23 protein-coding genes and 1 pseudogene are annotated in these 25,382 nt (G+C 41.5%); 12 read left to right on the forward strand and 12 right to left on the reverse strand.

Annotated features, from left to right (window positions below):
- A pseudogene (locus tag A9260_RS16830) lies at positions 1–777 on the reverse strand (IS3 family transposase); the annotation flags it as partial.
- 363 nt (positions 778–1,140) lie between these two features.
- On the opposite strand from A9260_RS16830, the gene A9260_RS12570 reads away from it, so the two are divergent.
- The 4 genes from A9260_RS12570 (at position 1,141) to A9260_RS12585 (ending at position 5,798) form a co-directional block, all read left to right on the forward strand.
- Positions 1,141–1,500: a glutaredoxin family protein gene (locus A9260_RS12570; RefSeq protein ID WP_068699472.1), complete on the forward strand. Its 360-nt coding sequence runs from the start codon at positions 1,141–1,143 to the stop codon at positions 1,498–1,500.
- A 308-nt stretch (positions 1,501–1,808) separates the two neighbouring features.
- Positions 1,809–3,617, forward strand: coding sequence for an extracellular solute-binding protein (locus A9260_RS12575; RefSeq protein WP_068699474.1), 1,809 nt, complete (start codon positions 1,809–1,811; stop codon positions 3,615–3,617).
- Between the two features lie 72 nt (positions 3,618–3,689).
- Entirely contained in the window at positions 3,690–4,781 is a 1,092-nt protein-coding gene (locus A9260_RS12580; RefSeq protein ID WP_068699476.1) for a microcin C ABC transporter permease YejB, read from the forward strand.
- A complete protein-coding gene (locus A9260_RS12585; protein ID WP_068699477.1) occupies positions 4,782–5,798 on the forward strand; it encodes an ABC transporter permease in 1,017 nt (338 codons plus the stop codon).
- 85 nt (positions 5,799–5,883) lie between these two features.
- Here the strand turns inward: A9260_RS12585 and A9260_RS12590 are convergent, their stop codons facing one another.
- On the reverse strand, positions 5,884–6,126 hold the full coding sequence (locus A9260_RS12590) for a hypothetical protein (RefSeq protein WP_068699479.1): 243 nt from the start codon (positions 6,124–6,126) through the stop codon (positions 5,884–5,886).
- A 208-nt stretch (positions 6,127–6,334) separates the two neighbouring features.
- On the opposite strand from A9260_RS12590, the gene A9260_RS12595 reads away from it, so the two are divergent.
- Together A9260_RS12595 and A9260_RS12600 are read left to right on the forward strand one after the other, a co-directional pair.
- Positions 6,335–8,005 (forward strand): ABC transporter ATP-binding protein, encoded by a 1,671-nt coding sequence (locus A9260_RS12595; RefSeq protein ID WP_373604482.1) that lies wholly within the window; start codon positions 6,335–6,337, stop codon positions 8,003–8,005.
- A 23-nt stretch (positions 8,006–8,028) separates the two neighbouring features.
- The gene (locus tag A9260_RS12600) at positions 8,029–9,486 is read left to right on the forward strand and encodes a protein adenylyltransferase SelO (RefSeq protein ID WP_068699482.1); all 1,458 of its coding nucleotides are present in this window, start codon (positions 8,029–8,031) and stop codon (positions 9,484–9,486) included.
- Between the two features lie 63 nt (positions 9,487–9,549).
- Here A9260_RS12600 and A9260_RS12605 read toward each other — a convergent pair whose 3' ends face one another.
- From A9260_RS12605 to A9260_RS12620, 4 genes are all read right to left on the reverse strand, one after another.
- On the reverse strand, positions 9,550–9,933 hold the full coding sequence (locus tag A9260_RS12605) for a hypothetical protein (protein WP_068699483.1): 384 nt from the start codon (positions 9,931–9,933) through the stop codon (positions 9,550–9,552).
- Between the two features lie 183 nt (positions 9,934–10,116).
- A complete protein-coding gene (locus tag A9260_RS12610) occupies positions 10,117–11,811 on the reverse strand; it encodes an SgrR family transcriptional regulator (protein ID WP_068699485.1) in 1,695 nt (564 codons plus the stop codon).
- A 66-nt stretch (positions 11,812–11,877) separates the two neighbouring features.
- Complete coding sequence (locus tag A9260_RS12615) at positions 11,878–12,099, reverse strand: DUF3389 family protein (RefSeq protein ID WP_068699487.1); 222 nt, start codon at positions 12,097–12,099, stop codon at positions 11,878–11,880.
- On the reverse strand, positions 12,096–12,536 hold the full coding sequence (locus tag A9260_RS12620; RefSeq protein ID WP_068699489.1) for a hotdog fold thioesterase: 441 nt from the start codon (positions 12,534–12,536) through the stop codon (positions 12,096–12,098). Before A9260_RS12620 ends, A9260_RS12615 begins: the two co-directional genes overlap by 4 nt.
- 162 nt (positions 12,537–12,698) lie before the next feature.
- Between A9260_RS12620 and A9260_RS12625 the strand changes: the two genes are divergently transcribed.
- The 3 genes from A9260_RS12625 (at position 12,699) to A9260_RS12635 (ending at position 16,037) form a co-directional block, all read left to right on the forward strand.
- The gene (locus A9260_RS12625; protein WP_068699491.1) at positions 12,699–13,487 is read left to right on the forward strand and encodes a M48 family metallopeptidase; all 789 of its coding nucleotides are present in this window, start codon (positions 12,699–12,701) and stop codon (positions 13,485–13,487) included.
- A gap of 147 nt (positions 13,488–13,634) precedes the next feature.
- Positions 13,635–14,204, forward strand: a complete 570-nt coding sequence (locus tag A9260_RS12630) for a PhnA domain-containing protein (protein WP_068699494.1) — start codon at positions 13,635–13,637, stop codon at positions 14,202–14,204.
- Between the two features lie 444 nt (positions 14,205–14,648).
- Positions 14,649–16,037 carry an SLC13 family permease gene (locus tag A9260_RS12635; protein WP_068699495.1) on the forward strand — a complete coding sequence of 463 codons (1,389 nt, stop codon included), beginning with the start codon at positions 14,649–14,651 and terminating at the stop codon, positions 16,035–16,037.
- A 268-nt stretch (positions 16,038–16,305) separates the two neighbouring features.
- Here the strand turns inward: A9260_RS12635 and A9260_RS12640 are convergent, their stop codons facing one another.
- The 3 genes from A9260_RS12640 to A9260_RS17280 form a co-directional block, all read right to left on the reverse strand.
- On the reverse strand, positions 16,306–16,959 hold the full coding sequence (locus A9260_RS12640) for a hypothetical protein (RefSeq protein WP_068699737.1): 654 nt from the start codon (positions 16,957–16,959) through the stop codon (positions 16,306–16,308).
- A gap of 142 nt (positions 16,960–17,101) precedes the next feature.
- The gene (locus A9260_RS12645) at positions 17,102–18,142 is read right to left on the reverse strand and encodes a DUF1254 domain-containing protein (RefSeq protein ID WP_068699497.1); all 1,041 of its coding nucleotides are present in this window, start codon (positions 18,140–18,142) and stop codon (positions 17,102–17,104) included.
- A gap of 189 nt (positions 18,143–18,331) precedes the next feature.
- Positions 18,332–18,604 carry a DUF6868 family protein gene (locus A9260_RS17280; protein WP_331711138.1) on the reverse strand — a complete coding sequence of 91 codons (273 nt, stop codon included), beginning with the start codon at positions 18,602–18,604 and terminating at the stop codon, positions 18,332–18,334.
- A 362-nt stretch (positions 18,605–18,966) separates the two neighbouring features.
- Between A9260_RS17280 and A9260_RS12655 the strand changes: the two genes are divergently transcribed.
- The gene (locus A9260_RS12655) at positions 18,967–19,986 is read left to right on the forward strand and encodes a manganese-dependent inorganic pyrophosphatase (protein ID WP_068699499.1); all 1,020 of its coding nucleotides are present in this window, start codon (positions 18,967–18,969) and stop codon (positions 19,984–19,986) included.
- Positions 19,987–20,065: 79 nt separating this feature from the next.
- Here A9260_RS12655 and mrtJ read toward each other — a convergent pair whose 3' ends face one another.
- The 3 genes from mrtJ to A9260_RS12670 form a co-directional block, all read right to left on the reverse strand.
- Complete coding sequence (mrtJ, locus tag A9260_RS12660; protein ID WP_197485235.1) at positions 20,066–20,608, reverse strand: JDVT-CTERM system glutamic-type intramembrane protease MrtJ; 543 nt, start codon at positions 20,606–20,608, stop codon at positions 20,066–20,068.
- Positions 20,609–20,688: 80 nt separating this feature from the next.
- Positions 20,689–22,371, reverse strand: coding sequence for a choice-of-anchor F family protein (locus A9260_RS12665; RefSeq protein WP_068699502.1), 1,683 nt, complete (start codon positions 22,369–22,371; stop codon positions 20,689–20,691).
- Positions 22,372–22,650: 279 nt separating this feature from the next.
- Positions 22,651–22,905, reverse strand: a complete 255-nt coding sequence (locus tag A9260_RS12670; protein WP_197485236.1) for a DUF3297 family protein — start codon at positions 22,903–22,905, stop codon at positions 22,651–22,653.
- A gap of 234 nt (positions 22,906–23,139) precedes the next feature.
- Here A9260_RS12670 and A9260_RS12675 point away from each other — a divergent pair, with 234 nt between their 5' ends.
- Positions 23,140–23,778 carry a hypothetical protein gene (locus A9260_RS12675; RefSeq protein WP_068699503.1) on the forward strand — a complete coding sequence of 213 codons (639 nt, stop codon included), beginning with the start codon at positions 23,140–23,142 and terminating at the stop codon, positions 23,776–23,778.
- A gap of 599 nt (positions 23,779–24,377) precedes the next feature.
- On the forward strand, positions 24,378–25,337 hold the full coding sequence (locus A9260_RS12680; RefSeq protein ID WP_068699505.1) for a porin: 960 nt from the start codon (positions 24,378–24,380) through the stop codon (positions 25,335–25,337).
- The last annotated feature ends 45 nt before the right edge of the window (positions 25,338–25,382 follow it).

A 25,382-nucleotide genomic window follows, 5' to 3' on the forward strand; every position in this document is an offset into this window, starting at 1 on the left:
ACATAGCCCAACCAATTGGTTTACGAGCAAACAAGTCCAGCACAACGGCTAGATAAGCCCAGCGATTCCCTGTCCAGACGTAGGTCACATCTCCAACCCACACCTGATTTGGAGACGTAACGGCAAACTGTCGGTCAAGGTGATTCGGGATCTCCACATGCTCGAGTGGCTGTTTCTTATATTTATGATTCGGTAGCTGCCGACTAACTAACCCTAGCTTTTTCATAATCTTAGTTGCGCGATAGCGACTCAAATTAACGCCAGCATTAGTTACTATGCCCGCAATTGTTCGAGCTCCAGCAGAGCCATTGCTGGCACTATAAGCTTCTTGCACAAGCGATCGAGTTTGAACCTCTAATGTAGGGATAGCTTTTGGTCGTCGCTTCCAATACTTGTAACTCCTTCGATGAATGTCGAAGACGTGACATAGCGTAGTAATGCTGTAGCTCTGTTTGAGTCGCTCGATTATCGAGAATTTTTCAGTGAGTCCGACATCAACAGAGCTGTAGCCTTTTTTATGATTTCGTTGTGCTCTTCAAGCTCTGCGATCCGTTTTTTTAGCTCACGGATTTCAATTTGTTCTGGCGTTAACGGTGAGGCTTTGGGCGTAATGCCTTTCCGCTCTTGCTTGAGCTGCCTTACCCACTTGTCCATGGCTGACTTGCTAATATTCATGGCCTTGGCTGCCTCATCAACTGAGTACCCTTGGTCAACAACTAGCTGTGCTGCTTCAAGTTTGAATTCTGGGCTGAAAGTTCTTCTTGTACGTTTTGTCATAGTTCCACCTGTTGTGTACGAGGTGCATCTTAACACCTCTAATCAGGTGGCCAAATTCACTATGCCACTACATACTGACATGGAAAACCTTAAATTATATTAGTGACAAGTGCTTCTTTTCGTATATACATACTCAAAGTGCTAAAAGTACAAAAAATTATTCATATTGAAGTCGTTTGCTACCCTATATAAATGAGCAAAAGTAAGTCAAATGATTGCACAAAAAATTGAGATACAATATTGCCTCAATTCACAAGTAGACAGAAAAGAGTGATAACCAATCCCTACAACTTCATTGACTATGTTAAGTTTTTGATACAGCATTGATACTTATTCTCAAAATCAAAAACAACTAAGGTCGTCATGAAATTTATCAGGATTGTTCTAGGAAAGATTATCTTGCTGCTTAACTTCATCTTCACTCCACGCGGCATCAAACGCTCGCCAGAAGCGCAACAAGCTGCCAACCAAATCGCGGATAACTTAACGCTCTATCAATTTGAGGCATGCCCATTTTGTGTGAAAGTGCGTCGTGAGATGAAGCGTCAATCGGTCAATATCGCTTTAAAGGATGCTAAAAATGATACGGTGGCTCGTGAAGAATTGAGTGTGGGTGGCGGCCGCGTAAAAGTGCCATGTTTAAAAATCAATAAACAAGGTGTAGACACTTGGATGTACGAATCTAAAGACATTATCGCCTATCTGCAAAAAGAGTTTGCTTAATAATCAGTGAGCAGAGTGCTCACTCTGCTTCAATTATGTTGAATAGTGACTGCCGTCTGTGTTGATTCACTATTTAGCATTAACCAAAGTCCGACAAACAAAATGCCCCTAAAATCATCCTAAGCCTGTGCTGACCTCTAATTACATTGCTCGCCTTCAGATAAATAATCCCTCTTTATTTCAAACTTCTCACTATTATTGAAATAGTTAGCGCTGTTTTGGCTAAGATAGTAGGATGATGAATATCAACACGTTGCGTATCCCGTATTCACAACCGCGCACGTATCTATAAGGAAATGGAGAGCGACATGCTAAAAAGGACGCTAATTGCAGGGGCTATATTTTGTTCACCTTGGCTTCACGCGCAGGTAATAGAATCCACCTATTTGTCCGGTTTTGGTGACGTTAAATACCCATCTGATTTTCAGCACCTCAATTATGTTAATCCTAATGCACCTAAAGGCGGCCACGTTACTTATGGCGCGATTGGTACTTACGACAGTTTTAACCGTTATGGTTCAAGGGGTAAGCCCGGCGCAATGACCGGCGAGATTTACGACACATTAATGTTTTCCCCTAATGACGAAATCAATACCTCCTACCCTTTAATCGCACAAAAGGTCCGCTACCAAGATGACTATTCTTGGATGGAAGTGGACATCAACCCAAATGCCAAATTCCATGATGGTGTACCCATCACCGCTCATGATGTCGAGTTTAGCTTTCAAAAGTTTCTCGACCAAGGGGTGCCTCAGTACAAAACCTATTATAAAAAAGTGAAATCCGTTAAGGCGCTCAATGATAAAACCGTGCGTATCGAAATGAATGAAGTCGATCACGATGTGCTGTTTTCCCTCACTCAAGGCCTCATTGTATTACCGGAACACTTTTGGAAAGACAAAGATTTAAGTCAGCCGTTATCACAGCCTCCGGTTGGCAGTGGTCCATATAAAGTAGAATCCTTCAAGTCTGGACAGAGCATCACCTATTCACGAGTAAAAGATTATTGGGCAGACACCCTTCCGGTCAACGTAGGGCGTAATAACTTTGATACGATCCAATATGACTATTATCGTGATGACACCGTGATGCTTGAAGCATTCAAAGCAGGTGAATACGATTTAAGACAGGAAGGCACGGCTAAGTTTTGGGCTACCTCTTATACCGGCAGTAACTTTGACAAAGGTTATATCCTTAAAGAAGAAATCCCCCATCAATTGCCGCAAAGCATGCAAGGTTTTATCTATAACACCGAGCGCGATATTTTCAAAGATCCTAAGGTTCGTGAAGCCCTTACCTATGCGTTGGATTTTGAGTGGATGAACAAAAATATGTTCTACCAACAATACGCTCGCACTAGCAGTTATTTTCAAAACACCGAATATCAAGCAACCGGTAAACCAAGCAAAGCAGAACTGGCAATATTAGAGCCGATTAAAGCGCAAATTCCGCCACGAGTATTTGATAATGCGTATGCCCCTCCTAAAAGTGATGGCTCTGGCCGTATACGAACGCAAATGCGCACGGCCATCAAGTTACTAAAAGAAGCGGGATGGGAAACAAAAAATGGCGTGCTCACCAACAGCAAAACCGGCAAGGCGTTTGAATTTGAATTAATGGCTTATAGTCCCACGACAGAACGTATCGCCGATCCGCTCAAGAAAAACCTCAGTAATCTGGGGATCACCATGAAAATTCGCACCGTTGATACCACACAATACTTAAAGCGTTGGCACGAGCGTGATTACGATATGATTTTCTCGTCTTATTCTGCGAATGCCTACCCTAGCGCCAACCTAAAAATTGCTTGGCACAGCCACTTTGTCGATAGTACTTATAATCAGGCAGGGGTGCGTGATAAAGCCATCGATTATTTAACCGATGAAATTGATACACATCAACTTGATCCCGAAAAGCTCAAAGCATTAGGGCCTGCTCTTGATCGCGTTCTTACTTGGAATTTTTATGCCATTCCAGCCTGGCACTCAGATACCTTTCGAGTCGCCAGTTGGGACAAGTTCTCGCGCCCTGATGTTCGTCCAGAATACGATCTTGGTCTTGATACTTGGTGGATAGACAGCGACAAAGCGCAGAAGCTGCCGACTAAACGTCGCTAACATCGTTCTTTAATAAGGGGGCTTGCCCCCTTTTATTTAATCTCAAGTTAATAAATTTAAACAAAGAGTGTCATGTCAGCTTATATCATAAGACGCCTACTGCTTGTTATCCCAACCCTATGGGCGATCATCACGATTAATTTTTTTGTGATTCAAATTGCGCCCGGCGGCCCTGTCGAGCAAGCCATTGCACAAATGGAAGGCTTAGACTCAGGTGTGATGGAGCGCTTTACCGGTGGCGGTCAAGAGGTTAAATTAAGCGCGGCAAGCAATGATGCTCAAACAACAGGCTATCGCGGATCTCGTGGGATGGATCCAGAAGTTATCGAAGCCATTAAGCAGCAGTTTGGCTTCGATAAACCAATCCATGTGCGCTATTTTGAAATGCTCAGAAACTACCTTACCTTTGATTTTGGTGAAAGCCTGTTTAAAGGTGGCGATGTTATCGATCTCATTGTGGAGCGACTGCCCGTTTCAATCTCCCTTGGTCTATGGAGCACCTTGATCATCTATTTGATCTCAATTCCTTTAGGGATCATTAAAGCCATTCATCACGGTTCTCGTTTTGATATCTGGAGTAGCGCATTAGTGATTGTCGGCTACGCTATTCCTGGTTTCTTATTTGCGATCATTTTAATTATTGTGTTTGCCAGTGGTAATTATTTGGACTGGTTCCCGCTTCGTGGTCTAGTTTCGTCAGATTTTGACTCCCTTAATTGGTATCAAAAAGTCATCGATTATTTCTGGCATTTAGCGCTTCCTACATTGGCCATGGTGATTGGCGGATTTGCCACTTTAACCATGCTAACCAAAAACTCTTTTCTTGATGAAATCAACAAGCAGTACGTGGTGACAGCAAGGGCCAAAGGACTGGACGAAAAAAGCATTCTTTATAAGCACGTTTTTCGCAATGCGATGCTGATTATTATTGCGGGGTTTCCTAGCGCCTTTATCAGCATATTTTTCACCGGTTCCATGCTGATAGAAGTGATGTTTTCTCTAGAGGGCATTGGACTGCTTGGTTTTGAATCAACCATTCAGCGAGACTATCCTGTGGTATTTAGCTCCCTTTATATCATGACCTTACTGGGCTTATTGCTGAGTATTATTTCCGATCTTACCTACTCATGGGTCGACCCACGCATTGATTTTGAGGCTCGATAAATGAATCCGTTAGTCGCATTACGTATACAGCAATTTAAAGCTAATCGCCGTGGATACTGGTCATTATGGCTGTTCACTATTTTATTTGCCGTCAGCTTAGTGGCAGAACTTGTAGCCAATGATAAGCCTCTATTTATCAGCTTTGATGATGGCTGGTATTTCCCTATCGCCAAGCATTATTCAGAGATTGAATTTGGTGGCGAATTTGCAGCAGAGGCCGACTATACCGACCCTTATGTGAAAGATCTGATTAATGAAAAAGGCTATATCATTTGGCCGATCATTCCATTTAGCTATGACACAATAAACTATGATTTATCCCAACCTGCTCCCTCACCACCTGACGCCGTCAACTGGTTAGGCACAGATGATCGAGGTCGAGATGTGCTCGCTCGCGTCATTTATGGTTTTAGAATATCGGTTTTATTTGGCTTTATTCTTACCATCGTAAGTAGCGTTATCGGAGTCATTGTTGGCGCAACCCAAGGCTATTATGGTGGCAAACTGGATCTTATCGGTCAGCGTTTCATCGAGGTGTGGTCTGGCATGCCAACCTTATTCTTACTGATCATTTTATCAAGCTTTGTCGAACCTAATTTTTGGTGGTTACTAGGCATTATGGTGCTATTTAGCTGGATGAGTTTAGTCGGTGTAGTGCGGGCTGAGTTTTTACGCTGTCGAAACTTTGATTATGTAAAAGCTGCGCACGCTTTAGGTGTCAGTGATAAACGCATTATCAGTCGTCATATGTTGCCTAATGCGATGGTGGCAACCTTAACCATGATACCGTTTATTTTATCGGGTTCGGTGACCACGTTAACGTCGCTTGATTTCTTAGGTTTTGGCTTACCTAGCGGTTCTCCCTCTTTAGGTGAACTACTGGCTCAAGGCAAAGCGAATTTACAAGCACCTTGGCTGGGTTTTTCTGCATTTGTGGTGTTATCGGTGATGTTGAGTTTATTGGTGTTTATTGGTGAAGCGGTGCGAGATGCCTTTGACCCACATTCACAGGCTTAAGCCTTACCAGAATATTAGAGACTAAACGCAAAAGAGGCGCATAAAGCGCCTCTTAAAATACAATATTCGATGAGTTAAAACCGTATTAACTTGTTTGCTCAGTCAACTTAAGACGTTCAATGGTTTGTTTAAGTTCGTTGGCAAGATCGGTCATCGCCGTTAGGCTTGTCGAGTTTTGCACAGAAATTGATTCAACCTTAGCTGTAGCTTGGCTTAGCGTATCAAGCACAATGGCATCCAAAGAACGTAGGCATTTTTGTGCCAGTTGTAGGTGCAGCTCCGCTTCTTTGGCAAGGCTATAAGCTGATTTGTAGATTTCTTTTGGCATTTTAGCCTCCTGAGTCAATTTATGGGGGGTCATAAGACAGGGTTTTAAAATTTAATTTTGTATTTAAATACTACAATTAACAATATATTAATTTATTTGATAGAGCCACAGTTTATTTGAAAAACTGAGAGCTAATTCGCAACTATTGGTTACTGAGTATACATTTGCTTACATTATTTCGAGTCTGAATATTAACCAATAATTCACTTTGACCACTTATACTATTCACCGTTTTAGACCAACAGCAGGAAGCCACATGAGTCAGCCACTACTTAACATTGACAATCTTTCCGTCGCCTTTGGTGGTAAAAATGACCCAAGAACAGTAACTTACAATGTTAGCCTCACTTTAAATAAAGGCGAAACATTAGCCTTAGTCGGTGAAAGTGGCTCAGGTAAATCAGTCACAGCCAATGCAATTTTACGCCTACTCCCTAAAGCCAGTGCTGTCTATCAAACTGGCAGCATACACTTTGATGGTGAAGAGTTACTCTCCTTATCTGAGAGACGTATGCGCGGCGTACGAGGTGGACGTATTGGTATGATTTTTCAAGAGCCCATGGTCTCCTTAAATCCTTTGCATAAAGTCGGCCGGCAACTGGTTGAAACCGTTGAAATACACCGCGGATTACGCGCTAATCAAGCTAAGTCTCTTGCTCTCACTTGGCTTAAAAAAGTCGGTATTCGTCATCCTGAGCAAAAAATTAATGCCTACCCTCATCAATTAAGTGGCGGAGAGCGCCAGCGAGTAATGATTGCTCTTGCGTTGATCAATGAGCCAGAATTGCTTATTGCCGATGAACCAACCACCGCTCTTGATGTTTCAGTACAAGCTCAAATCCTTGATCTTCTTAAAGAGCTTCAACAAGAGTTAGGAATGGCAATGCTGTTTATTACTCACGATCTAAGTATTGTTAAACGCATTGCAAGTCGTGTGTGCGTAATGAAAGAAGGCAAACTTGTCGAAACCGCAGATTGCGACACGCTATTTAAAGCGCCGAAACACCCTTACAGCAAAATGTTAATTGAAGCGGATCCATCAGGATCGCCTGTCAGCGTAAACGCAACGCAATCCCCCCTTGTCGTCGCCAGCGATCTGAAAGTGTGGTTTCCAATTACCGGTGGCGTATTTAAGCGCGTGATCGATCATACCAAGGCGGTAACTGGCGTTAACTTCACCCTTAAAAAGGGACACACTCTTGGATTAGTGGGCGAAAGTGGCTCTGGAAAATCCACCACCGGTATGGCCATCCTGCGCTTAATCAACAGCGAAGGTGGAATTGTATTTGATGAGCAGGAACTCTCGGCATTAGACAGAAAGCAAATGCTGCCATTAAGAAGGCGAATGCAGGTGGTGTTCCAAGACCCTTTCTCTGCGCTTAATCCGAGAATGTCAGTTGCGCAAATTATTGGGGAAGGGTTGCGAGTTCATCCGCATTTAAATCAACAGACCTTAGAGGAAGAGTACTTAAACGATCAGCAAATTGATCAAGAGATTTGTCGGGTGATGCAAGAAGTAGGATTAGATTGCGAGACACGCTATCGCTATCCTAATGAGTTCTCCGGTGGACAAAGACAGCGCATTGCCATTGCCCGCGCATTAATTCTCAAACCCGAATTTATTTTATTAGATGAGCCAACCTCTTCACTGGATCGCACAGTACAAGCACAAGTATTACAGTTACTTAAAGACCTTCAGCTGAAATATGGTCTAACCTATCTATTCATTAGTCACGATCTTAATGTGGTGCGATCTTTGTGTCACGATACGATGGTGCTCAAAGCTGGCGAAGTGATTGAATATGGTCAAACCAAACAAGTCTTTGAAACGCCTAAACACCCTTACACTCAGCAACTAGTGACGCTGTCACACATGTAAACGAGTCATCTATAGGATATATAATGAAAGCCCTAGATCAACTTAACTATTGCCACACCTATGCCGATCTAGGCTCAACGTTTGGTACAACCCTCTATCCTAGCGCGCTGCAGTTCCCCTACCTTATTCATGTCAATCATTCGCTGGCCAGTCAGTTAGGTATTGATATGGCGAGCAGCAATAATGATGATTTAACCGCGCTATTATCTGGGCAAAGTATCCTAGAGCAATGGCAACCTACCGCCATGAAATATACTGGTCATCAATTTGGTCAATATAATCCTGATCTTGGGGACGGACGAGGCTTATTGCTCACCGAAATCATTGACTCAAACAATCAGAAGTGGGATTTTCATCTAAAAGGCAGCGGACTTACGCCCTACTCTCGCCAAGGCGATGGGCGAGCCGTCATACGTTCAAGCGTGCGTGAATATCTCATCAGCGCGGCTATGCAAGGACTTGGTATTGCGACCACTCAAGCTCTCGCCATATTAGGCTCTGGCACTAAAGTTCAAAGAGAACAGGTCGAATTTGCGGCAACCTTATTGCGCGTCGCCCCTAGTCATATTCGATTTGGTCATTTTGAATACCTATTTTATAGCGGGCAACATCAACAACTAAAAGAACTCGCCGACTATGTTATCCAATGGCACATGCCATCAATTGAGGATACTCAAGATAAGTACCCTCAGTTTTTTCAGCAAGTAGTCAGTTTAACCGCCACTATGATTGCCAAATGGCACGCTTATGGCTTCTGCCATGGGGTGATGAATACTGATAATATGTCGATACTTGGGCTGACTTTTGATTATGGGCCTTTTGCCTTTCTCGATAGCTATAATCCCAAATACATTTGTAATCATAGTGATTACAGTGGTCGCTACGCTTTTGATAAGCAGCCCGGTATTGCGCAGTGGAATCTTTCCGCTCTTGGTTACGCCTTGTCAAACTTAATAGATAAAGATCAATTAGAGCAATCACTTGCCGATTACCCAACCCTATTACAATCAGAATACCGCCAACTAATGAAAGCACGCTTTGGTTTGCAAAGCGATCAACCCGGCGATCCTGAACTCATTAGCGAAGCATTATCGTTAATGGAGAAATTAGAGCTCGATTTTCATCATACTCTGCGACTTCTTTCCGAAACTGAGTGCACGCTTTGGTCTGCACCACTAACCAATCAGCTTGATAAGCCAACATTTAAGCATTGGCTATTGCGATATAAAACTCGCTTAGAAATGGATTATAACGATGATCAATTACGCCAAAAGGCAATGCAATCGGTCAATCCTAAATACATTCTAAGAACGCATCTTGCGCAAGAAGCTATCGAATTAGTAGAAAAGGGAGACTTTGCAGTAATTGAGAAATGGATGGAGGTATTGGCTAATCCCTTTATCACTCATCACTGCGATGAGCATTGGTCATTACCGCCAAGTAATGACCAAAAAGGCTTATGTTTAAGCTGTTCATCCTAAGCACATCAACAGGTTTTATTAAACAATAATAGATAGAGTGGTAGTTATACCAATCACAGTAAGTTAAATACACTCGGCGGTATATTGCTCAATCAAGTGCGCGGTGTGCTGTTGTGCATCACCCGCATAAAATGCGTTTGCTTGCTCCCAACCTAATTGACGGCTGACTTCTGATGTGGCGGTAAGCACGGCTTCAGCCTCACTCATCCCCTCATTAAGCGCTAATGCCGTTGTCTTTGCTCGCTGAATATACTTGTACATATGGCTTTGATATTGGGCAAGATTGGCGTCTTTTGTTAAGAATGCCGCGTATCCGCCACAACGTGTTTGATTAATAAAGGTTTCAGGTGTTGGCGGTGGATTAACCGGCATAGCAAAGCTAGTGCTACAAGTAAAAATACCCGCAGTTAATATCACTGTCGCAAGTTTATTTGAAAATACCTTCATTCGTATCCTTATTAATTAAGCGCGACACAGCCGCGACCTGACATACATAAGCTAGACTTCAGTTGATGAATCGCATTATGAGCTGCAACTATTATGAAAGTATATTAATAATGATTCACTAGCAATAATTTCAGTAACAATAGCTTAAGTAACTCATCTATTAATTAGTAGATTAACAGGCACTTACTGCCGTTTAGGATGTTCAGGCATCACCCACACCTTAGAAAAATCAAACCAGCCAAGCGCATTGCATTTTGCATTTTGCAGCGCGCCACACTGATCTTTACTCACCCCAAGCCAGCAATGGAACATGGGGATAATGAGATGGTTTTGCACTAAATATCGACCAATTTCTCGCGCAGGAAACGCTTCATTTGGCAGTTGTTGCCACTGTTTAATTAAGCCATGTACGTGCTCAAATTGGGATGTGCTACTTAAAGGTTCAATGTCACTGTAACCAAGAATCCAGCCACGTAACGTGTCTTCTCTGTGATTGCCAAGTCCCATGGGCTTGATCCACAAATCTATCGCTTCAATATCATCAGGCACATGCTCGTAACGAATAAACTGCACCGACAAACCATCTTGCTTTAACAGGCTTGCGATAGCCTTGGCTAAGGTCGGAAATACGGGATGCTCGCTATGATAAGCAATGCTCACTGTTTTATTAGCTGGTGGTGCGTGTTTTGGCGCAGGCTGACTGTGATACCAACCCGGCCTTATACCATGTGCCGGTAATAGACCAAGCTCGACTATCGACTCCTGACTTAACTGCTCAAACAAGTTAAATGTCGACAATTTAGAAGCGAAATAATGTTGCCACTTTGGGTCTTGTCCTAGCCCGCTACGCTGATTAACCGCGATGTAGGTACAACCTGGATCAAGCGCAACTTCATCATCGGTTCTTTGTTTGGGAATATTGGGCTGTGACAAACTTGGATAAACAATACTGGAATGTATTTCATCAATCACCCACACCTCTACTCTGTCCACCAGCGGACGAAAGCCAAAATAGCTATCAAACGCTTCTAAAATCAACCTCTTATCATCATTAACGGCAACACGATAAGGGCCCGTTCCTGATGGCAAGCGATCAAAATCTTCAATATCACCACTGTTGGGCGGTATTATTTTAGCCACTGTTTCAGCAAGTAATACATCGAGATAAAAATCAGGACGGCTCAGTTCTATATCAATGACTAATGGAGAAGGTGTGGAAACTTGCTCGATATGCGCAAACATAGGCAATTTAGACAGTGTTTGTAAATGAGAAACGACCTGCTCTGTTTCCAATAATGCGCCGTTATGAAAACGCACCTTAGCTCTTAGGTAAAACCGCCAATGGCTGCCGTCTATATTTTCCCAAGAATGAGCAAGATCTTGAATTAATTGATCATCTTCATCTAATTGGGTTAGGCCACTAAAGACTTGTTGGATGATGTTTTGTTCAGAGCGTCGATGAGGTTTACTGGGATTAAGTGTGGCCAAAGGACGATAATAAGGGAGCCTTAATACCTGTTGCCCCTGACGATTTTGCACGCCAAGGTAATCTTGAATCACCTGAGTTAAGCGGTTAGCATCTTGATTAAGTACTTGTAGTGCTTGCCCAATACGTCCCTCTTCAAGGTAGCGTTTTGCCAGTCCTTCGCCAACATCTTGTCGGTTCTGTTTGAAAATAAGCTGAGACTGTTTGCCTCGCCCTGCCGATGGTCGCCACTCTATCCAACCTTCTTCAGTCAGTTTATTTAGCACGATACGAGCATTACGACGAGTACAGAACAAAATGTCGGTAATATCTTCTATTTGGGTATCGCTATCTTGACCATTAAAGTGTTCAAATAAGGTTTCAAACTGAGTTCTAAGGCGAGGGCTACTCATAAAGAGGAAATTCCAGTTTCAAAAAGAAAATAACATTTCCTCATTTTAGCATGAACTCAAGTGATTTTACGTGATTGGAATGCCAGTAACTTGTGAAATTTCTTTAATCGTTTCCGCTTCTAGTTTAAGAGAAAAACGACTTTGTGAATCGGTGACCACCAGCACTTGGCCCATCAGCGAAATCGCATCCGTTTGAGCTTCTAGTGTTAGGCGCTGCGCTCCTTCAAAACGAATCATTAGCTCATGAGGAGTAACAACAATTTTTCCTAATTCAAAATCTAAAGTCATGAATTACCCTTCTTTTTTCCGCCTTGTCTAACCATAACCGTATGTCGAGCAATGCACACCAATGCGCCGCTTTGATCTTTTATTTCAATGGACCATAGCTGTGTACTGCGCCCTAAATGTACTGGAGTGGCAACGCCCGTCACAACACCAGAACGTACTGCTTTTATATGATTGGCATTAATCTCCAATCCCACACAGTAGCTATCAAGATCACAACAAAAATTGGCAGCAAGTGAACCTAGAGACTCAGCCAACACCACCGATGCTCCGCCATGTAACATGCCTAAAGGTTGGTGGGTTATGGGCGCGACTGGCATGGTGGCCGACAGAGAGTTTTCTGATACTTGAGTGTAAATAATGCCTAAGTGCTCTATAAGCGTATTTTTAGATGACTCATTTAACGACTCTAGACACAGTTCACGTTTCCAAATACTCATCACTCTCGCTCCATTAATGCCTTTTAGTTCTAGTATCTTATTCTTTTTTAACTCTTTTATGTCTAGTTTTTTCAATCTTACGTGCAAATTTCTTCGTTTGAACCACACTTGAAGCTATTGAGAAGCAATCATCTCGCAAAGATAAATAAGGACTATCATTGTATGCGATGTAAAGCAGCATTACTTTCAGCCATATCGACCATCATACTTACCGCTTGTGCCACCTCTCCAACGGGTAGAAATCAAGTGGTACTATTTTCTGATACTCAAATGTCCAGCCTCGGAAGCCAGTCATTTGAGGAGATGAAAACTGAGCTGAATATCAGCAAAGATAATAAAACCAATGCGTATGTACAGTGTGTTACCACAGCCATCTTAGATTATGTACCGATCCAAGGGAGCTTCAGCCAGTGGGAAATTGTGGTATTTGATAGCCCGCAAGTAAATGCATTTGCTTTACCTGGAGGTAAAATTGGCGTTTATACGGGGTTGTTGAAGGTCGCTATAAATCAAGATCAGTTAGCAACCGTCATTGGTCATGAAATTGCTCATGTACTTGCCGATCACAGTAATGAGCGTATGTCCCATGCACAACTTGCCAATACTGGATTGCAAATTAGTAACATTGCTTTAGAAAGCCAAGACTATCGCAACGAAATCATGGCGCTAATGGGCGTGGGTGTTCAATATGGTGTTTTGTTACCCTATGGCCGTACTCAGGAAAGTGAAGCGGATATTGTTGGACTAGAATTAATGGCAAAAGCTGGGTTTGACCCTTATCAAAGTGTCGAGTTGTGGAAAAACATGGCAAAAGCCTCTGGAGGCAATCAAACGCCAGAGCTGCTATCAACCCATCCCTCTCACGATACTCGAATCAAGGACTTAACCGCAAAAGCGGCCAGTTTACCGATATATACCGGACAAAAGCCTAATTGTGGCAGTGCGAGTTAACACCAATATCCTGAGCTGAGTCCATTTACAAGCGTAATTAACGCCTTGCAAACACAGCTTACAGTGACATTGTTCGGGTTCTACTTTCATTAGAGGGCCGAAATATGGATAATGTCGCCAATTACACGAGATAAACAAGGTTAATACATGTCTATTGAATCAACATTGCGCCAACGTAGCGGCGATAAATGCGAACTTTGCGGCGCAACGAACGATCTACAACCTTTTGCTGTAGCACCTCACTCTCAAGCAACCGTCGATCACGGTGCTCTTTTGTGTGATACCTGCCGTACTCAAGTTGAAGATGCGGATCAAATGGATGTGAACCACTGGCGCTGCCTAAACGACAGCATGTGGAGCCAAGAAGCACCAGTACAAGTACTAGCATGGCGTCAACTTACTCGCCTAGCACGTACTGAAGCTTGGGCTCAAGACCTTCTAGATATGATGTACATGGAAGAAGAAACTAAGCTTTGGGCTGAGACTGGCATGGAAAACGACGGTAAAAAACACGTTGATTGCCACGGTGCACCACTAGCAAAAGGTGACACGGTCACTATCATCAAAGACCTACCTGTTAAGGGGTCTTCAATGGTCGTTAAAATAGGCACAATGGTAAGAAACATCAGCCTTGCGCAAGATGACGTTGAGTTGTTCTCAGGTAAAGTAGATGGACAATCTATGTGGTTACGTTGCGAATTTTGTCGTAAAAAGTAATTAAACATAGCCAACAAGTAACAACGTAAAAAAGGCTCATTTTATTTTGAGCCTTTTTTGTACCTAAATTTCGGCTAAATGCTGATGTTCAACATTCACTATTCTCTTTTTAAGCTCTCAAATTTTACTCTGCTCAAGCGCCAAATGTAGACTTGAAACGAACGATAACCGCCACCAATTGCTAATGTGTTATGTTTTGCTTTTTCCATCCCATCTCATTTATTGATAATAGTCAGATCATTTGATTGATAGGGCAACCCTCACTTTAATAACAACAAATTAACCTTACATACGACATGGTTAACAAGTTTACAATATGCTCATATAAAACATGATTGAAACATGTGATCATTAATTAACCATAAAGCAGTCGCTCTACAGTAATGGATCTCTTAAAAAATACTCATTCATAGAGCAACTTAAACATCGTTTGTGAGGAACTATATGAATCGAAATGACAATATTCCACTACCCCGCAATACAAGAGAATGGCTGTTGAACAAAAATAGTCTTATTATTTTAGCCGATATTGTTCTATTTTTTGCTCTATACAACACCCTCCCTTTTGAACATCACGTTGTCTTAGGTCTCTGCATCTTAAGCTTTGTAGCAATACTTTGGTTAACTGAAGCTTTACATGTCACTGTTACGGCAATACTTATTCCTATTCTTGCGGTCATATTCGATATTTTCGATACACAAACCGCGTTAGGTAATTTTTCTAACCCAATCATTTACCTATTTCTTGGTGGCTTCGCATTGGCTGCAGCTATGCATGTTCAAGGCCTAGATAAAGTCATTGCTGATAAAGTGCTTATTTTTGCTAAAGGAAAAATGCGTACTGCGGTTTTCATGCTTTTTGGTGTCACAGCTGGCTTATCAATGTGGATTAGCAATACTGCAACCGCTGCGATGATGCTGCCTATGGTTCTAGGCATATTAAGTAAAGTCGATGCCGACAAAGAACGAAAGACCTATGTCTTTGTTTTATTGGGTGTTGCTTACAGTGCCAGTATTGGTGGCATCGCAACCGTTGTTGGTTCTCCTCCAAACGCAATTGCGGCTGCAGAGGTAGGGCTTACTTTTACTGAGTGGATGAGCTTTGGTGTACCAGCTGCAATAATTTTATTACCCATCGCCATCGCAACATTATATTTAGCTCTTAAGCCCAACTTAAAGGGCACTTTTGAGCTGAATCGAGAACCGATAGCTTGGGACAAAGGCAAAATCGTCACCTTATCCATCTTTGCACTAACTGTGTTTTTTTGGATTTTTAGTAAACCTATAAATGCAATGCTTGGTGGTATATCAAGATTTGACACTATTATTGCCTTAGTCGCGATTGTACTGGTGAGCTTCGCTCGTGTCGTTCATTGGAAAGATATTGAAAAAACCGCTGATTGGGGTGTTTTGATCTTGTTTGGCGGTGGGATCTGCCTTAGTAATGTATTAAAAGCAACCGGTACCAGTGTCTTTTTAGCTAATTCTCTAAGCAACTTAGTCGCAGACTTTGGCTTAATCTTCATTATTGCCTCTGTTGCTTTATTCGTTGTTTTCCTTACAGAATTTGCAAGTAACACCGCTAGTGCAGCATTGTTAATTCCTATTTTTGCTACTGTTGCCGAAGTATTTGGTATGTCACCAGTAGTTTTATCAGTCCTTATTGCCGTCGCCGCATCTTGCGCCTTTATGCTCCCTGTTGCGACTCCACCAAACGCCATTGTGTTTGGCTCTGGTCATATAAAACAGCAAGAAATGATGCGAGTCGGAATTATCCTCAATATAGCTTGTATTGGTGCGTTAACCTTAATTGCGATGTTGTTATGGCAATAATACTGGTAAGCAGGAGCCATACGATTACAGCTTGTTAGATGTTTTATCCCCCTGACTAAGGGGGATAATGCCGATCAGTTAAGATGAAGAAGATCCGTTGACCGAACCTTTATTGGTGTCAAAATCCATGAGTATTCGGTACACATGGATTTTTTATTGTGGATCTTTATGATCATCATAAGAAAGAGACTTTCCCAATTGCAATAAAGCCTAGCCTTAGCAGCATCCTTTTTTAGCCTAAATGCCAACCTAATTGATTTTGCTCACTCTAAAATGCAAATTTGTATTTTGCATAGATGCTGCCGTCAGTGTCATCTCTTATGTCTGATGCCCAAGAATGTTCCGCGCCAACTCTAAATTGGTGGGTTTTCACTTGATAGGAGACGAAGGTATCTAAAGACACAATTGAGGTCGAGATATGATTGCCGTCGGCATAGGTGTAGAAAGGATCAACTCCTAGCGACCAGCCCTTCCCCAATTGCACTCGTGAATAAGTACCAACGGTATACAACATACTGTGTCTGTCTATACGATCATTTTCAGATAGTGCATCCCCGTAACCCACTGTTGCAATAGGATAAAATTGAAGAGTCTCATTAATTTTTAGTGCATATATACCACCAACATTGAGCGCGTATGCTGACTCATCGTTGTCTTCAAATTGGTAGGTAGCATCGACATATAAACCCAGCCCTTTGTACAGACCCATTTTGGCGTATCGACCATTTATCGCATCCATACCACTTTTTGTTTCGATGGAGAGAAGATTATTTCCCCAACCAAATCCAACAGAAGCATCCACTAAAGGATCGTTATCTTCGGTGTAGTTGGAGCTCAAATAAATACCAACACTTGAGTACACCGCTGTGGGATCTGACATATCAACGTCATCTGCTTTAGCATTTGCTAATGTGCTGTTCATTGCTAAAGCTAAGATTGCTATTAAGGCACTCGTTTTCACTAATATTATCCCTTTGCTTAATCAAGCAGTCCAAGCCAAGTCAAATTAATAACTCAACTTAGACTGCCCTAGTACTATGGGTTCGCTCATCGTAACAATAAGATTAATTTTGTTCTTTTAACTCTTTAATGATTAAATCATATTCAGAATCAATCACTTGCTGAGTTGCGCCATAATGTCGTGTCGTAATCGTAAAGTCACCATCATAAGCTGACGTGTCAATATTATTGATGGCATCAGCGCCACAATTAAATGAGATGGTTACCGTGCCATCTTTATTTTTATCCCATGTGTATGAGTTTACCGCCACCGCACCTTCAATCAGGTATTTCTCTGAGTCGTACGCGGTAACTGAAGTAAAGAAGGTATTTTTAGGATCTTCAAACGTTGTGGTGACACATTTATCCGCATTAATGAATGGAGAGTTCACATACTTGTTGCCTTCATTCGCCACCGGTGAAGCGCCGCCCCAACCTGCTGCATTTTCTAAGTTCCACTGCTGTAGATCTGTCACTTCACTTGGCGTGCGCGGGAATGTGTAAGTAAACTTACCTGTCTCTTCGACGATATCATCTACAATGCGCTTACGCTTCCAGACCTCTTGGTCCACTTCATCGAAGTTATATTTAGGCAGTACGTAATCTGTTGCAAAGTTAAAGAACGAAACATCAACCGCGTGCAGTGCCTCTCTTGATTGCTCAATGCCATTTTCTAGCCCTGAGCGATAAATTAGAAACGCCGTTTCTGTGTCTGTCACGTTGACCGTATGCACGCCATCTTCAACAATTAAATGCTCGCCATGACCGTTTTCTGTAATGACTTGCACAGATAAATAGTTATCAGTGTCAGGAATCTGGAAAGTCACTTTACCGTCAACTGCTTTTAAAATCGCAACACCGTATAAGGTATCGTCATTCATCTGTACCGTTGGTGCTTTATTGCCGCGCGGTGGCAGATTTTCCAAAATCGCAAACTGTTTATTTGCGCCGCCATTCATCCAATTTCGATACATACGAGCCGTCTCTGCATGAGCAAAGTTAGCTTTTGTCACGGGAATAAAATGTTGAGTTTCCATATCTGCTGCAATTGATACGCCAGATGAAACACTGAATGCGATAACTGTTGCGAGTACTAATTTTTTCATAATATTCTCAATAAATTGAAGTTGATAGCGGCGTTTGCCTGCTCCTATGAAAAGAGTATAGATGACTTTTAGTGGACAAATGAAATCATTAGTATTGATAAGTGATATAAACTACGCGCATAACTAAAGCCAATGAGTCATTGGTTAGGAAAAATTTACATGCTAGATATTAGTGCGTAGCAGGCGAGACTAAAACATCAATTTTAATACGATATAGGGCGTCAAATTTAGCAGCAGTATTCCTACTTTGTAATTAGCCAAGTAGGAGAAATACAATGTAGGTAGATGGGATCTTCTGACACCTGTAATTTTGCTGTGAACACTCATAGTGAAGTCTTTAAACAGGAATAAAAACGTCGTGGCAAATATCAACATGCCTATATTTATGGTGGTACACCAACCTAAGAAAGTCGCAATTTGATTAATATCCATAATCGATTTGTTCTCCGTAAACTTGAACATTCATACCATGGTCTAACTCACTTTTTGACTGCTAGCCCATTCCTAACCTCACTTATCTACAATATCTCGAAACCATATGTAAACCATTGAAATATTGTAACTATTTTCCCATGTTGATATTAATATAATTGCGTTTTTCTCAGCAATAATGAGAGATTTAAAGAAAACCATTAAATACTGTTTTTATATACAGCACCCTCATAAAGAAGAGCCAAAAAGAAAACTACCTAAGAATACTTACCATCCTAAGCCTTTGATTACACAATAATTCATTGTAATAGTTTCACAATATTTCTGACTTTTTTCTGCAACAACAGTTCTTTAATCTCAGCATCAGAATTTAACTTACTCAAAAGAATCTTATGAAACCGACACTGCTAAAACTCGCGATTATTTCTGCTGCTGCAGGTATGTCTTCAGCTCACGCTGCACTTGATTTATACCAACCAGCAAATAACAAAACAGATAACCTAGTTTGGGTTGGACACATGAGCCCAGATACAGATTCAGTTGCATCTGCAATTGTGGCAGCTCATATCTATGGCGGTAAGGCAACGGCTGCAGAAGAGATTAATCCAGAAACGACATTCGTTCTTAACTACTGTAACGAGAAAGCTCCTGAAGTAGTTAAAGACTACTCAAACTACCAAGTTGCGCTAGTTGACTTTAACCAAAGAACTCAACTTGCTCCAACAGTGAAACCTGAATCTCTTGTGGCTATCATTGATCACCACGCTATTGGCGGCGCGCCAGTTAATGCACCTCAGTTAGTGTCTATGGACATTCGCGGTTGGGGATCGACGGCCACTATTTTGGCAGCAAATGCGCAAACACTAAACGTTGAACTGCCTAAGTCTGTTGCTTGTGTCGGTCTTGGCGCAATTTTGTCTGATACGGTTGTTTTCCAATCTTCAACAACAACAGACTACGACAAAGAGCTTGCTAACAAGCTTGCAAAAGTAGCCGGTGTTAATGACATCAATGATTTTGGCCAACAAATGCTGATTGCCAAATCTGATCTTAGCCATCTTTCAGCGTCTAACATCCTAACTATGGATTACAAAAACTTTGAATTTGGTGGTAAGAAAGTCGGTATCGGTGTGGCTGAAACTCTAACAGCAGATCAGCTAATCGAACGTAAAGATGAGCTGCATAAAGCAATGAAAGAGTATAAAGAAACTCAAGGTTTAGATTACCTATTCTTCTCTATCACTGATACTCAGCACAAACGTGCCAACCTATTGTGGGTAGACAACGCAGAGAAAGAAGTACTAAAAGTCGCTTTCAACTCTGACTTTAACCAAGACATGCTGACTCTTGATGGCGTAACGTCACGTAAACGTCAAATCAGCCCAGCGATTCAAAAAGCAATCGAAGAGTAATCACTATCATCCGCTAGGATGAGGTTATTCACGAACATAAACGCTCAAAGTCATTCGCTTTGGGCGTTTTTTATGGCTGTTAACTTAACCTCGCTTCAAATAGAGGAAATATAAAAAACAAAGCATTATAAAAAACATGTAGAACGATAGCAGGAGAAATACTGCCATAGCGCTCGCGAAAATGACCCAATATTAATGAGGGTATGAACACACTTAATGCCCACAATGGCGATTGATTAATAAAATGAAACGCGACAAAGATCAACGATGTTATCAGATTGGCATAGCTAATTTTGTAGGCTCTTTGACTACATAGATATTGCATCCCCCAACGAAGTGCCAATAATCGCCCTTGAAGCATACCTCTAAACACATACTCCTCAATCACTGGCGATAAGATAATCAGTACCAACAGATGACTGAGCACATAGCTTTGACTATGGCTATGGATATCACTTTGAATATTGGCCAAAAAACCGAAAAACCATAATAAATACAACGCGACACCAAAGCATAACGCAAACCTAAACTGGTGATCTTCAAAGTACACCTTATGATTTTTCAAATCTAAACCACCTAAAAGACCGTTAGGAAAATCCGAGAGTTTAATCCTACCTTTCACAGACACTTTCGACTCTCCTATGATCAAGATACCGACCTACAGCCGGTATCAATTATGCACAAGCGCCTCTTTAATCAGTCTTATTTTGCTTTAGCGGGGGTATAAGAATGCTTATAAACGACATGTGCTAACGCAATCATAAATAGAATAAACAACATAGGATCTAAGCGGCCGCCTTTACTCACAGTACAACCACCACCTTTGCTTACTTCAGGTGCTATAGCCTCAGCTTCATCGGCTTCAATAATAGACTCATCAGCTGTCGTTACTGCCCCATAAGGCGGCTCATAACAACCGCCAAAGATGCCAGTACACCAACTTGGACTCGCTTGGTTTGCGGCTACCATCGGAATAATACGCAATGTAAACGCGCCATCTGGAATACCGTCACCGATTTTAACAATGTAATTGATACCTAAATTAAGTACATCCTCAATGCCACCCAATTCGTATAATCCATAAGGATTTGCCGCTAGCCAATCTATCTCAGCCTGATCAATGACCATAAATCCGTCATCATAGTTTCCGCGCCAATTCGTACCATCCCACCAGGCCATTAGAGACGCATCAGTTTCTGGATTGCTATCATCGTCAAAGAATACAGCGCTAGGTTCCCATTTTGACGGCAACCATTCACCAAATGGTAGCCCTTGCCCTTCTGTTTCTGCGCTTGTTTGATGGTAATTACTCTCAAGAGCAGTCGTAGAAGCAATCATATCCGTTTGGATTAATGTCACTTCTGTAAACAATGGATTGGCAAACGTTGGGCATGCATCAGCGGCATCAGAAACACAGCCTTGCTCGACTTCATAACCGGCAGTTCGCTCATCAAAAAAGCCATTGTCGGTAAAATGCTTGTCTGGAGCGCCAAATAAACCGTGTGAGAACGTGGCAAGTTTGTGTGATTCAAACAGATCAGAACCATCATAAGTTAAATTCCCCTGCCCACCAGAGCCACCTTCTCCCTTACCTAAAGAAAGATGGAGCCTATCAGTAATACCTTGCTCACTGGCAGAGACAAAGGCACTTCCTTTACCTGTTCCAATAATGAGTTTAAAACCACCTAAACGCTTACCTGTATAATTGTTGATTTTGCTAAACACTTGGTATGATCTTAAAGCGTCATTTCCATCATCAGTGACATTAAATACCAAATCGATACCATGCCCCTCACCTTCAGTAATGTCTTCTACAGAATCGGGTAACATCGCCACTTTAAATCTTTTGTGAGTTTGAAAGGTGCTAGAGCAAATGACTGGTTGTGGATGAGTGGAATCAAGAAGGTTTGCGTCTTCTACCTCGGAATCTTCCGCGCTTAAAAATGATGATCCAATAATGCAGTTTTGTGGCTTACCATGTGACACACTGAGATCGTCATTGACTATTTTTATAGCATTAGGCTCACCAATCGGCCAGTCTTTGCCGGTTATACTGGCTAAAGGTTGATTATCTTCACCCAACACAGAACTTTCAAAATAATCACCATAAGTCATTAATGAGTAAGTGCCTGTCGGCTTATCAAATGAACCAAACTCGATACCATCTTCATATTTTAAGGTGATATCAATGTTATCTAGATTCCAACCACCAATGCAGGCCGTCAACTCACCAGGCACGCCACAATCGCCAATAAAAGCATCGGCAAGTGTATTAGGATTAGAATTTTGAATTATCGCTGCGTGAGCACTGGCAGCTAAGAATAGACTGGAGACAACTAAGCCTATTGTATTCATGGTTGTTCGCTCAATTCTTGATTTATTCATAATCATCTCCAGTGTCTCTGATTAGAAAGTCACACTTAAGATGCACAAGATGGCGATGTTTACTTTTTCTGGTACATTAACACTACCTAATACACCTTTACCTTAAATTTAGCAAAGAATTGAGGTGCCTAAAGAGTGTTTGCGCTTAAAGTTCGATTACCTACAAAAACATTGATCTGACCCCAAATTCTCATTACAGACTCGATTTGATAACAAAAAAAACGCACAAGATCAGCTGATTTTGTGCGTTTTCTATTTTATGACTAAAGAGACGTTAACTTAAACGTAGTAAGCTTCTACAGTGCCTTTAAGTGTAATCAAGATAGGTTGACCACGACGATCTAATGCTTTAGGTGAAGGGATTTTTACCCAACCTTCACTGATGCAGTATTCTTCAACATCAGTACGCTCTTTACCGTTTAGTCGAATACCAATTTGATGATGAAAGCACTCTTCCACAAAATGTGGGCTACGTGAATTACCAGAAAGATGATCCGGAAGAGTTGGCTTTGCGTTCGTGTCGCTCATGTTCATGACCTGAATTATAGATAGAGTCGCTCATTGTAGACAATGCCAGTGCGAGGCTCAAGAAAACTTAGCATCGATTTATCTATCGCCCCCGATTCTCGCTATACAGAACGCAGTTTTCATTGCGCTGACAAGAAACACACAAGAAAATCAAACAAAATGGACACGCCCCTAACCTTATAAGCAAAAATAAGTTTTATCATAGGCTAATACCAGCATTACTCTGCCAAGGAAGATTCCATGATTAAATCGCCTCTACTTATTGGTTCACTACTATTACTTGTTCAAGGTTGTAGCAGTACTCTTCACACACCCAATGATAGCCAACTTGAAACAAACACAGACCAGCAAGCACAGATAGACCAAACTAACTCACAAACAGATAGCCTATTAATAACGCAGCATAAGGTTAATAGCCCAGCTTCTTTTTCAGATGAAAAGCAAGCGTGGCTAGCTAGCGAGCAATGGAACTATCATGGGACTGGGACTGTCAAAAATGTAGGATGGAATGAGCAACAGCAAAAAGGCGATCTTAACTACATGGCGACCTACAGTAACAATCCAACAGACTGTGAAGGCGAGGTATTTATTACTGGTCCTTTTTATAGCAACCGCATTAGTGGGATTTTTAACGTCAATGGGCAAGACGTTCACTTTAAATACGTCAGCAAAGTTAATCGCAATACCCGTACATATCGTGCAAAAAACCCTGCCGGAAAAGCCTTTTTATTAAATGCGCTAAGTCAGCAGCAACCTGTTGTCATCACCTCTGATATGAACATTACCGGAACATTTCCGACCAAAGGCTTTACTCAGGCAAAACTGGCGATAGATAAAGAGTGTAAAATTAAACTAGAACGAGACAGTAATGCACTATAAAGCTGGCTTTGCGAAACAAGACTGATATCTAAAAAGAGTCAACCGACTAAATAACGATGCGTTGTATTGCCTCCTGAAAAGGGGGCAGATCACAGAATCTCACTTTGGCCTATTTTCTAAGGCACAATGACAATACCAACGCTAAAGCCTCTGACAACAACAAACTAATGCTCTACTTGTCATATGATTATACAAATAGCCTTTATTTTATGAGGATATTCAACAAAATTATCCACTTGCCACTTAAAAAACACAGACGCTAAACCAAATTTCGCCGCTATTTAGATGTTCTACAACTCCTTGAAAAATGACTATTCAGTCATCATGCTCTTTACAGAATAAATGGTAAGTAGTATTTGAAAACCTATATTCCACATCATCCTATTAGTCATTCAATATGAAATAATAAAAACAAATCAGTTGGTTACAGTTTAAGCACTTTTATATATGCAACTTTACCAAGTGAAATTAATCACCTAGCTAATTATTCAATATTAGATTCTATTTATGCACCTTATATTAGTCTCATAAAATATTATAACCTTGTGGCTCTGAACTAAATCACTCTATTTGTATCAGATACTCAAGGAAGTTAAAAAATGAAAAAACTGACCCTAACAGCTATTGCTATTGCTTCTGCATTTGCCGCTAGTGCGAATGCTGCTGACATCTATAAAGGCGACAACCTTGCTTTTAATATGGGCGGCCGTGTTGAGGCTCGCAGCCAATTTTCAGATCAAGGCAAAGATAATAAAGCAAACGAAAAACAAGAAGACCAATCTCGTGCTCGTCTAAACTTTGAAGCTAAAACTCAAATCACAGAAGACGTATTTGCTCGCGGTTTTGTAGAAAAAGAGTTCACAAAAAATAACTCTAACGATACACGTTACTTGTACGTTGCTGTTGGTAATGACAATAATGAACTGCAATACGGTAAAACCGATGGCGCACTAGTTCAAATTACTAACTACACCGATATCCTAAATACTTACGGTGCTGAAGCATCAAGTAAGTCTGTTACTGCTGACCGTGCTGACAACCAACTTCTTTATATTGGTAACTACGGTGATTTAACTGTTAACGCAGCGCTAAATGGCGGTGGCGAAACAGTTGATACAGATAATACTGGCACTACTATCGACAAAGGTTACGGCCTTTCTGCTAGCTACGACTTCGGTATGCTTAAAGCAGGTGCTGGTTATGCGAAAGAAACTCACGATGGCTTCAAAGCTAAAGACAGCGATAACCTTCTATTAAGCTTGGGTTCAGACCTAACTGATCAACTATACGTTGGCGCATTGTATGTAGATGGTTCTCAATTCGGTGACGACTTCCAAGGTTACGAACTAGCTTCTTCTTACGCATTTACTGAAAAATTAACTCTTGCTGGTACATACACAAGCGTTAAATTTGATTCAGCAACTGACGACAGCAACAAAGCAGCTCTTGACCTTGGCTACCAAGCAACAAGCTACTTCAAAACTTACGTTGGCGTGAGCAAAGCATTCACTCTAAACGAAGAACTTAAAGCCCTACTAGGTGCTAAAGTTACTTTCTAATAAGTAGAAATTAGATAAATCAATTACGCTTAGTTGATTTTGTAA

It is taken from the genome of Vibrio sp. UCD-FRSSP16_30 (genome assembly GCF_001676025.1).
Lineage (GTDB): Bacteria > Pseudomonadota > Gammaproteobacteria > Enterobacterales > Vibrionaceae > Vibrio.